General features: G+C 65.9%; 13 protein-coding genes. 4 read left to right on the top strand and 9 right to left on the bottom strand.

The features are described 5' to 3' along the window. The 3 genes from AC2VOR_RS07375 to AC2VOR_RS07385 all read right to left on the bottom strand — a co-directional run. Positions 1–1,366 (bottom strand): FadD3 family acyl-CoA ligase (locus AC2VOR_RS07375; RefSeq protein WP_486963505.1); only part of this gene is annotated, 1,366 nt, incomplete at its 3' end. Positions 1,367–1,401: 35 nt separating this feature from the next. Beyond that, positions 1,402–2,592 carry an amidohydrolase family protein gene (locus AC2VOR_RS07380; RefSeq protein ID WP_369737071.1) on the bottom strand — a complete coding sequence of 397 codons (1,191 nt, stop codon included), beginning with the start codon at positions 2,590–2,592 and terminating at the stop codon, positions 1,402–1,404. Positions 2,593–2,681: 89 nt separating this feature from the next. Further along, positions 2,682–3,104 (bottom strand): lipoprotein LpqH, encoded by a 423-nt coding sequence (locus AC2VOR_RS07385; RefSeq protein ID WP_369737070.1) that lies wholly within the window; start codon positions 3,102–3,104, stop codon positions 2,682–2,684. Between the two features lie 107 nt (positions 3,105–3,211). Between AC2VOR_RS07385 and AC2VOR_RS07390 the strand changes: the two genes are divergently transcribed. Both AC2VOR_RS07390 and AC2VOR_RS07395 read left to right on the top strand, forming a co-directional pair. Continuing rightward, complete coding sequence (locus tag AC2VOR_RS07390; RefSeq protein WP_486963502.1) at positions 3,212–3,958, top strand: enoyl-CoA hydratase/isomerase family protein; 747 nt, start codon at positions 3,212–3,214, stop codon at positions 3,956–3,958. Beyond that, complete coding sequence (locus AC2VOR_RS07395; protein ID WP_369737068.1) at positions 3,955–4,380, top strand: hypothetical protein; 426 nt, start codon at positions 3,955–3,957, stop codon at positions 4,378–4,380. The genes AC2VOR_RS07390 and AC2VOR_RS07395 overlap by 4 nt, the downstream gene beginning before the upstream one ends. Here AC2VOR_RS07395 and AC2VOR_RS07400 read toward each other — a convergent pair. Further along, the gene (locus AC2VOR_RS07400) at positions 4,296–5,006 is read right to left on the bottom strand and encodes a TetR/AcrR family transcriptional regulator (protein WP_369737067.1); all 711 of its coding nucleotides are present in this window, start codon (positions 5,004–5,006) and stop codon (positions 4,296–4,298) included. The two genes, AC2VOR_RS07395 and AC2VOR_RS07400, sit on opposite strands and share 85 nt — an antisense overlap. A gap of 197 nt (positions 5,007–5,203) precedes the next feature. Between AC2VOR_RS07400 and AC2VOR_RS07405 the strand changes: the two genes are divergently transcribed. Further along, entirely contained in the window at positions 5,204–6,481 is a 1,278-nt protein-coding gene (locus tag AC2VOR_RS07405) for a cytochrome P450 (protein ID WP_486963503.1), read from the top strand. A 42-nt stretch (positions 6,482–6,523) separates the two neighbouring features. On the opposite strand, the gene AC2VOR_RS07410 is transcribed toward AC2VOR_RS07405, so the two are convergent. The 5 genes from AC2VOR_RS07410 to AC2VOR_RS07430 all read right to left on the bottom strand — a co-directional run bounded on the left by AC2VOR_RS07410 (position 6,524) and on the right by AC2VOR_RS07430 (position 11,821). After that, a complete protein-coding gene (locus AC2VOR_RS07410) occupies positions 6,524–9,175 on the bottom strand; it encodes a cellulose binding domain-containing protein (RefSeq protein WP_486963504.1) in 2,652 nt (883 codons plus the stop codon). A gap of 204 nt (positions 9,176–9,379) precedes the next feature. Then, the gene (locus tag AC2VOR_RS07415) at positions 9,380–9,658 is read right to left on the bottom strand and encodes a cytochrome C oxidase subunit IV family protein (RefSeq protein ID WP_369741446.1); all 279 of its coding nucleotides are present in this window, start codon (positions 9,656–9,658) and stop codon (positions 9,380–9,382) included. A 2-nt stretch (positions 9,659–9,660) separates the two neighbouring features. Continuing rightward, positions 9,661–10,239 (bottom strand): cytochrome c oxidase subunit 3 family protein, encoded by a 579-nt coding sequence (locus tag AC2VOR_RS07420; protein ID WP_369737064.1) that lies wholly within the window; start codon positions 10,237–10,239, stop codon positions 9,661–9,663. Then, a complete protein-coding gene (locus tag AC2VOR_RS07425; protein ID WP_369737063.1) occupies positions 10,236–11,039 on the bottom strand; it encodes a hypothetical protein in 804 nt (267 codons plus the stop codon). The genes AC2VOR_RS07420 and AC2VOR_RS07425 overlap by 4 nt, the downstream gene beginning before the upstream one ends. Continuing rightward, positions 11,036–11,821 carry a hypothetical protein gene (locus AC2VOR_RS07430; protein ID WP_369737062.1) on the bottom strand — a complete coding sequence of 262 codons (786 nt, stop codon included), beginning with the start codon at positions 11,819–11,821 and terminating at the stop codon, positions 11,036–11,038. The genes AC2VOR_RS07425 and AC2VOR_RS07430 overlap by 4 nt, the downstream gene beginning before the upstream one ends. 172 nt (positions 11,822–11,993) lie before the next feature. Here AC2VOR_RS07430 and AC2VOR_RS07435 point away from each other — a divergent pair. Further along, on the top strand, positions 11,994–12,486 hold a 493-nt coding region (locus AC2VOR_RS07435; protein WP_486963506.1), incomplete at its 3' end, for a TetR/AcrR family transcriptional regulator.

Below are 12,486 nucleotides of genomic sequence, written 5' to 3' on the forward strand. Positions count from 1 at the left end.
TGAGCGGAAGCGCGTCGAGAAACTCCACCGACCGCGGCACCTTGAATCCGGCCATGCGTTCGGTGCACCAGCCGATGAGTTCCTCGGCGTCCACGGCCCCGTTCGCGACGACGAATGCCTTGCCCACCTGGCCGAGCCGCTCGTCGGGAACGCCGATGACCGCCGCCTGCGCGACGGCCGGGTGGTTGAGCAGGAACCCCTCGATCTCGGCCGGGTAGGCGTTGAACCCGCCCACGATGAACATGTCCTTTTTGCGGCCGACGATGCGCAGCCGCCCGGACGAGTCGATGGCGCCCAGATCCCCGGTGTGCAGCCAGCCGTCGCCGTCGATGGCTTGCGCGGTGGCCTCGGGGTCGTCGAGATAGCCCTGCATCACGCCGTAGCCGCGCACCAGCACCTCGCCGTCATCGGCGACGCGCACCTCGACCCCCTCGCACGGCAGGCCCGCGGTGGTGGCCACATCCTCGAAGGAGTCACCGGGCCGGGACAGGGTGACATTGCCGGCCTCGGTCAGCCCGTAGCCGGTCATCAGCGTCTGGAAGGGCAGTTCGCCGTGGATGCGGCGGACCAGTTCGACGGGGATGTCGGCGGCGCCGGTCACGCCGGCCCGCAGCGTCGACAGGCGGTCCTTGTCGCGCACGGTCAGCAACGAATGGTACAACGTCGGCGGGCCGGGCAGCATCGTTATGCGTTCGCGCTCAACGATATCCACCACGGTGTCGACGCCGAAGACCGCGACCGGCAGCATCGTCGCCCCGCGCAGGAAGGACGTGATGAGTCCCGCCTTCAGACCGAACGTGTGGAAGTAGGGGTTGATCTGCAGGTAACGGTCGCCCTCGCGCAGATCGGCCAGGGTGGCCCACTCCTCGTACATCCGCAGCGTCTGCCGATGATTCATCATCGCGCCCTTGGGGCGTCCGGTCGTGCCCGAGGTGAAGATGATGTCGGCGGTGTCGGTGCCGCTGACATCACGCTGGAACGGTGAACCGCTGGAAAGGAAGTCGGATTTCAGGTCGATGACCGGCGTGCCCGCCGGCGCCGTGTAGTCCTGGCCCAGGAATCCCTTCTGCACCAGCACGGCCTTCGCCCCGCTGCGGACGATGACGTCGCCCGCCTCTTCGGTTTTGAATCGCGTGTTGACCGGGACGAGCACCCCGCCGGCGGTGAGCAGTCCGAACGCCGCGACGATCCACTCCGCGGAGTTGGGGGCCCAGATGGCGACCCGCTCACCCTTGCCGATGCCGAGGTCGGCGAACGCGCCCGCGGCCCGGCGTATTCGCTCGACGACCTCGGCGAAGGTGAGGCGCAGCGGACCGTCGACGACCGCTTCCGCGTCGCCGAACCGGTCCGCCGCGCTCAAGACCATCTCGGGGATGGTCTGCCACGTCGTCGCGGCCGGTCTCACACCGATACGAGACGAGCGAGGTTGCCGCCCATGATCTTTGCCTGATCCTCCACGGACAGGTGCGACAGCGCGTTGACGTAGTAGGTCGGCTCCGCCAGCCCTTCGGGGTGCGGCCAGTCCGAGCCGTACAGGACCTGATTCACCCCGACGAGGTTGACCAGATCGTCGATGCCGTCCTCGAAGAACGGACTGACGTGGATCCGGCTCTTGACCATCTCGACGGGATCGCTCGGGAAGGCTTCCGGGGCCTTCCGGAAGACCTCGGCCAGGCCGTCCAGCAGCGGGTTCATCCACTTCGAACCGGCCTCGACGATGGCGACCTTCAGCTTCGGGTGGCGGTAGAGCGCCCCGTGGATGACCCACGACCCCACCGAGTCCTGGATCGGCCGCCACTCGTTGAGGATGCCCATCGCGTTGGTCTGGAACGGCAGCATCTCCTGCTCGGCGCCGTCCCACTCGGAGGTGTAGCGGGAGTAGCCGCTGTCACTGGAGTGCATGCCAACCAGCACGTCGTGCTCGACGACCCGCTCCCAGAACGGGTCGAACTCGGGCACCGCGAACGACCGGGGCCCACGGAAACCGGGGACGGGAGCCGGGCGGACCAGGATGCAGCGGGCACCGCGCTTGACCGCCCACTCCAGCTCCTCGATCGCTTTCTCGACGATCGGGAGGGTGATCACCGGGGTGGTGAAGATGCGGTTCTGGTAGTTGAATCCCCAGACCTCGTCGAGCCACTGGTTCAGCGCGTGGATCAGGACGTGGATGGCGACCGGGTCGTCGCGCAACCGCTCCTCGATCAGGCTGGCCAGTGTCGGGAACATCAGGGTGCGGTCCAGGCCCAGCTCGTTCATCTTCTCCAGGCGCGGGCCGGGCTCGAAGAAGGCCGGGATCGCCCGCATCGGCTCACCGAACAGCTCGCGCTTGCTCTTGCCCTCCGGGTTGCCGTACTTGAAGTACTCCTCCCAGGCGCCCGGCCGGGCGACGACCTCGAAGGTCGGGTTGGGGATGTAGTTGCTGATGTGGCCGCGGATCGCGATCTTGGTGCGCCCGTTGACCTGCACGTACTGGACGAAGTCCTTGTACTCCTTGGGCAGGAACTTGGTCAGCGCTTCCGGCGGCTCGTAGAGATGGTTGTCCGCGTCAAAAATCGGAAACGGGACGTCCTCCCGATGCGACAGTTGCCCCATGGAATCCTCCTTCTTGATTCGTGAGAATACTATTCTCTCAGTTGCCGCACCGCAACGGCGACCCCTCGACGGGTCGGCGACGGCGGCGGTCAGCAGGTCGCGACGATCTTGAACACGGCGGATGCCGGTTCGTTCGGTTTGTCGGTCTTGAACCCGTTGGCGGTGCCGGTGATCGTGAACCTGTCACCGCTGAAGCTCATGTCGGCGCTGCCCCCGTCGCCCTGGGAGTACATGCCGGTGAAGCCGCCCACGTTCTGGATGCGCACCGACGTCGTGGTGAGCGGCTGCGCATGTTCGTCGACGACGATCTTGGCCCCGGCGAAGTCGCCGCCGATCTCGATCGTCCGGTACCACTCCTGCTGATGGCATTTGACCACGGGAATCTTCGCGTCCTTGCCGTCGACGGTCACCGACGCCGACCCGGAGAGGGGCGTCCGCGGACGCGCGGTGCAGGCGCCGAGCCCTGCCACCGCCAGCACTACGGCCACCACCACCGCGCTCCGATTGCGCACGAAGCCACCTCGATCCTCGACGACAAGTCCTGGCCTGCAGCGGTGATGTTATTCTCCGCGCAAGAGAATGCCAATGTCGCGTCCTCGCACCCAGGGAGCAATCACGCATGGTGGACTTGGAGTTCGACGACGGGTTGGCGGTGCTCACCATCGACCGCCCGCATGCGCGCAACGCCATCGCGCTCGACACCATGGAGCAGCTGGAAAAAGCGCTCGCCGCGGCGGCGGGCGCTCAGGCACTGGTGATCAGGGGCGCCGGCGATCGGGCCTTCGTATCGGGCGGTGACCTCAAGGAATTGAGTGCCTTGCGCACCGAAGAGGACGCCGCGGCGATGGCCAGGAGGATGCGCTCGGTCTGTGATCAGCTGGCGAGTTTTCCGGCGCCGGTCGTCGCGGCGCTGAACGGCCACGCCTTCGGTGGCGGCGCCGAGGTCGCGGTCGCCGCCGATATCCGGGTGGCGGCCGACGACATCAAGATCGCCTTCAACCAGGTCGCGCTGAAGATCATGCCGGCCTGGGGCGGCGCGGAAAGGCTGGCCGCCCTCGTTGGAAAGAGCAAGGCGCTGCTGCTGGCGGGCACCGGGCGGACGCTGGACGCCGCCGAGGCCGAGCGAATGGGCTTGGTGGACGTGGTGGTGCCCCGCTCCTCTTTCGAGGTGGGATGGCGCTCGGTCGCCAGGTCGTTGGCCAACCGCCCGGCGACCGAGATAAAGCGGGTAATCGGCGGAGTTTCGCCCGATGAGGCGATAGCATCCTTTGCACGGCTGTGGGTCGGCGACGCCCACTGGCAGGCCGCAGAGCGGGTGATGAACCGCACCGGCAGTCCGCGCACGGCGCCCGGAGGAGCGACATGAGCACCATAGGGAAACTGTTGGCCTCGGGTGCGGCGGTGTTGGTGGCCGGGACAGGTTTGGCGACAAGCACGGGACGTGCTCACGCCGACCCGGTCTGGCATCAGGTCGTGTACGTGGTCTCGTCCAGAACCCCCGCCCATGTCGACATCTTCTACCAGGACCAGGACCCCACCGTCTTCGCCGACTACAGCCACAACCCGTACACGTTCACCCCGCAGGTGCACGCGGATGTCGGTCCCGATAAGCCGTGGGTTCAGCCGGTGAGCCTGCTCAACCCCGATCAGTGGGCGATGGTGACCGTCACCACCGGTCGCGAACCGTTGGCGGCCGGCGGAATTCAGTGCGACCTGTCGGTGGATGGCAAGGTCGTGGTGTCCAAACTCGGCCCCAAGGGCGCGCTCTGTTCGTTGCGCACCTGGTGAACCACCCAGGCCTGGGGCATATCCGGGATCGGCTGCGGCTCCCCCTCCAGGCGGCGCAGGTGGTCTTCGACCACTTCCACGGTTTCGGCGTGGCCACCGGACATGCCGATGGCCTGCTCGAGCACGAGAAATCGGGACAGGCTGGTCATCAGCACGGTCCACACCACCGGCGGCACATCCTGGCTTTTCACCTCGTATCGCTGCAGCGCCGCCGTGACCGCCTGGCGTTGTTCCTCCCGGAAACGTTCGGCGTAGTAAGCGATCTCGGCGCGCATCTCCTTTCGGTGGTTGGCCAGCGCCATGAACTCCATCGAGATGCGGGTGAACGCGGGGTCCGTGCCAAACCTCCACAACGCCCACAACGGCTGCGCCGACTGCAGCAGGTGGGCCTGCACCTGAAGGCCCTCTTCGGCGCGGCGGCGGAAGACCTCGAGGAACAGGTCCTCCATGGTGCGGAAGTAGTAGTGCACCAGCTGGGGTTTGAGCCCCGCCTTGTTGGCCAGGCGGCGAGAGGTGACGGCGGCGTAGCCCTCTTCGAGCATCAGCTGCTCGGCCGCGTCGAGCAGCAGCCCGCGGTTCTTGGCGTCCGGCGCCCCGATCCTGCGAGCCGCGGAAGAAGTCGTCATGCCCGTGCTCCGTACTCTTCGCGCTCCCTTGCCAACCCCACGGATCGTATCGTGGCGCGCTGCGGTGATCTTGACCCCGACATTACCGCCATGCTAAGCAAGTGCTCAGCACTTCGTGGATATCGGACCGGGGCGGCGCGGAGTCTCGCCGCCGAGCAGTCATTAGGGCCGACGGCGGCTTTGGAGGGATGCACGACATGAGCAATTTCGACACGATCGACTTCTTCGCGGATCCCTCCCTGGTCCCCGACCCGCACCCCTATTTCGACTACCTGCGCAGCCAGAACCCGGTGCTGAGGCTGCCGCACTACGGGGTCGTCGCCGTCACCGGCTACGACGAAGCCACCGAGATCTACAAGGACCCCGAGACGTTCTCGAATATCGTCGCGCTCGGCGGGCCGTTTCCCCCGCTGCCGTTCACGCCGGAGGGCGACGACATCAGCGCCCAGATCGACGCGCACCGCAGCTATTTTCCGATGAACGAGCACATGGTCACGATGGACCCGCCGGACCACACCAAGGCCCGGTCCGTGCTGAGCAAGCTGCTGACGCCGAGCCGGCTGAAGCAGAACGAGGAGTTCATGTGGCGCCTCGCCGACCGCCAGCTCGACGAGTTCCTGCACAACGGCGAGTGCGAGTTCATCGCCGAGTATTCAAAGCCGTTCGCCACCTTGGTGATCGCCGACCTCCTCGGCGTGCCGGAGGACGACCACAAGGAGTTCCGTGTCGTCCTGGGCGCCGAGCGTCCCGAGGCGCGAGTCGGCGCGCTGGACCACGAGTCGGTCGGCGTCAACCCGCTGGAGTGGCTCGACGACAAGTTCTGCTCGTATGTCGAGGAACGTCGCCGCGAGCCCCGCAACGACGTGCTGACCTCCCTGGCGTCGGCCAAGTATCCCGACGGTTCGACGCCGCCGGTGATCGAGGTGGTCCGCTCGGCCACGTTTCTGTTCGCCGCCGGGCAGGAAACCACCGCCAAGCTGCTCAGCGCCGCGCTCCAGGTACTCGGCGACCGGCCGGACATCCAGCAGCAGCTGCGCGATGACCGCAGCCTGATCCCCGGGTTCATCGAGGAGTCGCTGCGCATGGAGAGCCCGGTCAAAAGCGACTCGCGACTGGCCCGCAAGGCCACCCGGATCGGTGGGGTCGACATTCCCGCGGGCACCGTCGTGATGGTGCTACCCGGTGCGGCCAACCGCGACCCGCGCCGGTTCGAGGATCCGCACGAGTTCCGCATCGATCGCAAGAATGTGCGCGAGCACATGGCGTTCGCGCGCGGCGTGCACTCGTGCCCGGGTGGGCCGCTCGCCCGCGTGGAGGGCCGCGTGTCGATCGAACGCATCCTGGACCGCATGGCCGACATCGAGATCAACGAGGTCAAGCACGGCCCGGCCGACGACCGGCGATACACCTACGAGCCGACCTACATCCTGCGAGGGCTCAGCGAGCTGTACCTCACATTCACGCCGAACGGCTAAGCACGGCAGTAGAATTGGAGCTTCAACCGCTCCGGCCGCACATCACGTCTGGGGTGGGCTGGCGATCTGCTCGAAGATCTGGGAGAACTCGAAGGGCGTCTGCGCAATTCCACTACCGGTGGTGGCGTCTGCGGCGCCCAACGTGCCCGTGAGGTCGCGGGGAAGCTCCCACATGGACAGCTCGCCGATCCCGTGCTGCTGAGAGAAAGTGGTCAGCTGTTGCGCGTTGGCAAGGGTGAAGATTTCGCTCGGGTCGTCGTTGATTCCGATTAGCGGTGTCACTCCGAGCATATGCCACGCCTGCTGGCTGGACAGCGACGGGTACATCGCCATCAACTGGCTGTGGGTGGCCGTCGCCGCGTCGATTGCGGCCGTGCCCATGTTGGTGACCGACGGGTCGTAGTAATCCATGGCCATGATGTTGACCCGGGAGACGTCCACGCCATTGGTGTTGGCGAAGTTGAGGACGTTGATGCCTCCGTTGGTTCCCGCGACCAGACCCGACGGCAGCACCGGAAGCGTGTACGAGACGGTGACGGGCGTGCCGTTGGACGCCTCCTGCTGCTGCATGATGCTGATCGCCTGCGACTGCAAGGTGAGCGCCGAATTATTGCCTTGCACAGCACCTTCGACGTCATAGTCGACGTTGTAGATCTTGTAGGTGTTCACCACCTGCTCGTAGTCCTGGGCCAGCTGGGCGGCGCTTTGATGGTTCGATGCCGCGTACACGGCGAGGCTGGTGCCGGCCGCGCCGCCGAAGGAGATCGTCCCGGTGATGCCCACGCTGTGCATGTCCGCGATCTGGTTGTTGATGTATGAGATTTGGGAACCGCCGGTGACGTCGTACGCGCCGTAGCCGCCCCAGGCCGGGTGACCCGAGGCATCGGCGGTGATGAAGGCGAGCGTGACGTCCTTGATTCCCGCATTGGCGGCGTTCGCGAAGTTGTACCCATTGGGCCCGGGCCAGAGCGTCACGTCGACATAGGGGTTGTACTCCTGCGACGACGCCCCGCCGGTACCGGTACCTGTGCCCGTTCCCGTTCCCGTACCCGTACCGGTGCCGGTCCCCGTACCTGTGCCCGTTCCCGTACCCGTACCGGTGCCGGTCCCCGTACCGGTGCCCGTTCCCGTACCCGTACCGGTGCCGGTGCCGGTGCCGGTAGCGCCGCCACTGACCGATTGCCCGTTGACCAGCAAATGGGTGGGCGGTGAGTAACTGCCGGTGTGCGCGACTTGGAAGCCAACCGTGACCGAACCGCCCGCTGCGATCGAATGGTCCCACGACTCGGGTGTCAGGGTGTACTGAGTGCCGGACTGGGCGACCTGCGCGTTCCAGGCGCTGGTGATGGATTCGTTTGCGGGCAGGTTGAATTGGGCCTGCCAGTTGGTCAGTGGAGTCGAACCCGTATTGGTGATCGTGTAATCGGCAACGAAGCCGTTGTTCCACTGGGACGTCACCTTGTATGTCGCCTCTACCCCGCTGGCGCTGCCGCCGCCGGTTCCGCTACCCGTGCCGGTGCCGGTGCCCGTCCCGGTACCCGTACCCGTACCCGTACCGGTCCCCGTCCCCGTACCGGTCCCCGTACCCGTCCCGGTACCCGTCCCCGTGCCAGTCCCCGTCCCCGTGCCAGTCCCCGTCCCCGTGCCAGTCCCCGTCCCCGTCCCCGTCCCCGTGCCAGTACCCGTACCCGTCCCCGTCCCGGTACCCGTCCCCGTGCCAGTCCCCGTCCCCGTGCCAGTCCCCGTCCCCGTCCCCGTCCCCGTCCCCGTACCCGTACCCGTGCCAGCGCCGCTGATCGAATGTCCGTTGAGCAGAACATGCGTCGGTGCCGAATATGCACCGTTCTGGGTGGCCTGGAAGCCGATGGTGACCGAATGGCCTGGCGCAATGCTTTGCGTCCAGGACACCGGGCTGACGGTGTATTGGCTGCCGGACTGCGTAAGCTGCCCGTTCCACAGATTCGTGACGGATTCGTTTGCAGGCAGATTGAATTGGAGCTGCCAGTTGGTCAACGGAGTTGTGCCGGAATTGGTGATCGTGTAATTCGCGATGAAACCGTTGCCCCAATGCGACGTCACCGCATAGGTCGTCGTAGCCCCGCCGCTACCGGTGCCACTGAGGCTGGCGCCGCTGACACTGCTGACTGCGCTGGTAGCGCTGCTACCGCCCGTCGCGCCGGCATTGCCACCGGTGGCAGCGTTGCCGGAGCCTGCGCTGGAAAGACCGGCCCCCGTGGCGCCGGTTCCGCTGCCAGCCCCGCCACCGCCGGACGAAACCGCGGCAGACCTGCCGGTATCCGCGTTCCCCGGCCCATGGGCGCCATTGCCGATGAGGGGACGGCCCAGCAACATACTCGACGACCCGTTGATCAGGCCCACAACGGTGCGGTCCAGATTCTGCAGCGAGGTGGCTGTGGCCGCCTCGGCGGCCGCGTAGGCAATTCCCGCGCTATTCAGTGCCTGCGCGAACTGCTGGTGGAAGACCTGGGCACGAGCAAGCAGCGATTGGTACATCTGCGCGTGGCCGGAAAACAATGATGCAACCGCCGCCGACACCTCATCACCGGCGGCGGGTATCAATGTGGTGATTGGCACCGCCGCCAGCGAATTCGCCGCGCTCAGCGTCGAATCGATACCGACCACGTCCGAGGCCGCTGTTGCCAGAATCTCCGGTGCTGCGATCACAAACGTCATGGCGCCACCTACATGTCAAGGGGTTCGACGTATCGGGTAGATTACGACGCAATTCGACGTGCGTGCACAAAACACCCCAGAAGACGCCACAAAAACATCTGTCGATCATTATTGAAAAGTGACATAGGCAACAGTGCTCCTGATGTGCATTGCGCAGGCGCCACACACCGGCCACGGCGGCCGCACCGAAGCGCGATCCGGTGACTACCGGCTCGTCATGCCCGCGAAATAGGTGCCCAGCAGGCTCGCCCCGATGAGAATCACCCAGGTATCGGTCAGTCGGCACAGCAGGGCGGGAGCCAGCCTGACTTCCATGAACTCCCGAAAGATGATGCGCACCTTGATGAGCGCGATCACGATGACGCTGGACGTGACCAACGCGCTGGGTTTCAGCGAATCCGCGTGGTCGATCGCCAGATAGCCCAGCGTCAACGACGCCAGCACGACCCAGACCCCCAACAGCCGCTTGTTGACTTTGAGCACCGTCACCTCACCACGTACAGCAATGCAAAGATGAGCACCCACAGATAGTCGACCGTGTGCCAGTACGTCGCGCACGTCTCGACAAGCTCCTGCGATCGCCGCGCCGGACTCCAAAGCTGGTACGCGACAACACCGAGCACCACGAACCCGATCAGCAGGTGCACGAAATGGATGCCGGTGAGAAAGAAGTAGTAGGTGAAGAAGTCGTTGCTGTCCAGGCCGTTTCCCATGCGGACCAACCGGGCCCACTCGAAGACCTTGAAAAACAGGAAAACGGCGGCGAATCCGGCCGTGAGGAAAACATCCCTGAGGGCCGCCCGGTAGGCGCCGACCCGAGACGACTGCACACAGCGCGCCACCGACCAGGAGCTCAGCAACAAGACCAGCGTGTTGAAGACCCCGATGCGCAGGTCGAGCTGCGCCTGCGAGTGCAGGAACAGCTGCGCGTTCCGGCCGCGGTAGAACAGGTAGAATCCGAAATACGCTGTGAATATCAAGGTTTCGAACAGAACGAAGGCCCACATGTCGGGCTGGCCGGGTACGGCCCCGGCGCGTTCGGTCTTCTCGGCCACGTGTGTCATCGCGCGGCCGCGAGTTCCGGGAGGGTCCCGGCACCGAAGTCCTCACGCTGGATCATGCGCATGAGCATGAAGATGAAGACACCGGTATAGATGCCGAACACGACCACGTTCAGCCACCAGGCGATCTGACCGTTCCACGCCAGCACGCCCCGCCGGAAGATCCAGCACGGTGCCACCACGACCTCGGTGAGCGCGTTGCACAGGTTGAGGTAGCCAAACCACTTGGGAAAGACCCGATTCGTGTCGAGCAGGATTGCGAGCAGCCAGATCAGCGAGCCGATCAGGAAGACCCCCATGGTCCCGTCGAAGGACAGGAAGGCGAAGTCGTAGAGCCAGCCGATCGCCCGGGGGTCGCGCTCTGGTCGCAGCGTGCCGACGATCAGCGCGATGTTGAGCAACAGCATGCCGGGAATCGCACTGAGCGAGTAGATGATCAGGTAGGAGTACGCGAACACCGCGCTGACCGACATGCGCCGCATCGAGTAGGCGATGAGGGCGTTGTTCACGGCGATCATGCCGCCGACCGCGAAGATGATGCCGAAGCCGACGGGTATCCCGAGGTGGCGTTCGTGAAACCAGTGCACCTGCGTCGCGAGGTCCCAGGCGGGCTGCGGCGGTGGCTGCACCCGGGTCACCACGAAGAAAATCGGGAAGAACAGGCTGTAGAAGACGACGAGTGTGCCCCAGGCCAGCCACAACTCGCGCTTGGGATGGTGCCGGCACTGCCAGGCGATGCGTCGAAGCAGCGGGCCGGCGGGCGGCGTCGGCGGCGGCCCCTGGTGTGTCGTCGTCGCGCTCATACGCCGACCAGTTCCGCGCCGTCGCGGCGGTGGTCGGCGCGCTCGCGATAGACGGCCCGGCCCACGACGACCCCCATGACGACGAGCCACACGGCGATAGCGATGTTCTTCAGCCAGAATGACAACGCGCCGTCCCACGCCAACGGACCGGACAACGACAGGCCGGCGAAGGACGCAGGCACCAACGCGGCCGCCACGGCCAGGTTGAAGCGCGCCACCCAGCGGTTGAATATCGGGCACGGCTGGTCATCGAAATATATTGCCAGGGCGAGGATCACGCTCTGCCCGATCAGGAAGGGGACCAGAATGGTGAACGTGATCCAGCCGAAGTCGTTCAACAGCTCCGTTAGCTCGGGGCTTCGTTCCGGCCGGAAGGCGGCCAGCAGCCAGCAGACGTCGGCGACGAGGAAAAGGGTGGGACCGCCGGCCACGCACCCCAGCAATGCGTAGGAGAAGATCGGCGTGCGATGCGCCATCCTGCGGACCTGCATCACGATCAGCGTCAGCATCGGGATGAGGCACACGCCGAACCAGTTGAACAGGATCATGCTGTAGCGGATCTCGGGCAGGTGGGCCGGATCGCGGTAGAACGCGGCGACCTGCTCGGCGGTCATCGTCGGCGACATCGGCGGGTCGAAGCCCGGGAACAGGAAGAAGGCGGCCACCCAGATGACCACCACGACGGGCAGCGTCCACAGCAGGATCAACTCGCCGTCGACGCGCCGCAGGGGGATTGACGGAGACGGCCGGCCTTGCGGATGACTCCCGCCGATGTCGGACATCGCCTGACTCCCTCCGGCACCCCAGACACCGGGCCGCGCCCGGCTAGTCGCGAAGCTAGCCGATCGGCTAGTCAGGCGTCAATAGCCGTTCGGCTAGTCTCGTCGTGTGGTTTCCTCGCCCCCCGCCCCCCGGCTGCGCTCCATCACGCGCAGTCCCGCCCAGACGCGCGTGATGGACGCGGCACTGAAACTGATCGCCGAGCACGGCGTGGGGGGAACCTCGTTGCAGATGATCGCCGACGCGATCGGGGTCACCAAAGCGGCCGTCTACCACCAGTTCAAGACCAAAGAACAGATCGTCATCGCGCTCACCGAGCGCGAGCTCGGCGGCCTCGAGGAAGCGCTGGAGGCCGCCGAGGCCGAAGATCACCTGCCGCGGGCGCGAGAGTTGTTGCTGGACCGGGTCATCGACCTGGCCGTCGAACGCCGCGGTGCGGCCAGCACCTTGCAGTTCGATCCCGTCATCGTCCGGCTACTCGCCGATCACCAACCGTTCCAGCGTTTCATCGAGCGTCTCTACCGGGTGCTCGCCGGAGATCCCGGTGCCGATGGCCGGGTCCTGGCGGCGATGCTGTCGGGCGCCATCGCCGTCGGGGTCGTGCATCCGCTCGTCGCCGACATCGACAACGAGGCACTGGCTTTCGAACTGCGGCGCATCACCCGCC

Source organism: Mycobacterium sp. TH-M103, assembly GCF_057473785.1.

Coding starts and splice junctions, on each gene's coding strand:
- AC2VOR_RS07395 (WP_369737068.1), top strand. CDS start 3,955: ATGAGCACCATAGGGAAACTGTTGGCCTCGGGTGCGGCGGTGTTGGTG.
- AC2VOR_RS07400 (WP_369737067.1), bottom strand. CDS start 5,006: ATGACGACTTCTTCCGCGGCTCGCAGGATCGGGGCGCCGGACGCCAAG.
- AC2VOR_RS07410 (WP_486963504.1), bottom strand. CDS start 9,175: ATGACGTTTGTGATCGCAGCACCGGAGATTCTGGCAACAGCGGCCTCG.
- AC2VOR_RS07420 (WP_369737064.1), bottom strand. CDS start 10,239: ATGACACACGTGGCCGAGAAGACCGAACGCGCCGGGGCCGTACCCGGC.
- AC2VOR_RS07425 (WP_369737063.1), bottom strand. CDS start 11,039: ATGAGCGCGACGACGACACACCAGGGGCCGCCGCCGACGCCGCCCGCC.
- AC2VOR_RS07405 (WP_486963503.1), top strand. CDS start 5,204: ATGAGCAATTTCGACACGATCGACTTCTTCGCGGATCCCTCCCTGGTC.
- AC2VOR_RS07390 (WP_486963502.1), top strand. CDS start 3,212: ATGGTGGACTTGGAGTTCGACGACGGGTTGGCGGTGCTCACCATCGAC.
- AC2VOR_RS07430 (WP_369737062.1), bottom strand. CDS start 11,821: ATGTCCGACATCGGCGGGAGTCATCCGCAAGGCCGGCCGTCTCCGTCA.
- AC2VOR_RS07380 (WP_369737071.1), bottom strand. CDS start 2,592: ATGGGGCAACTGTCGCATCGGGAGGACGTCCCGTTTCCGATTTTTGAC.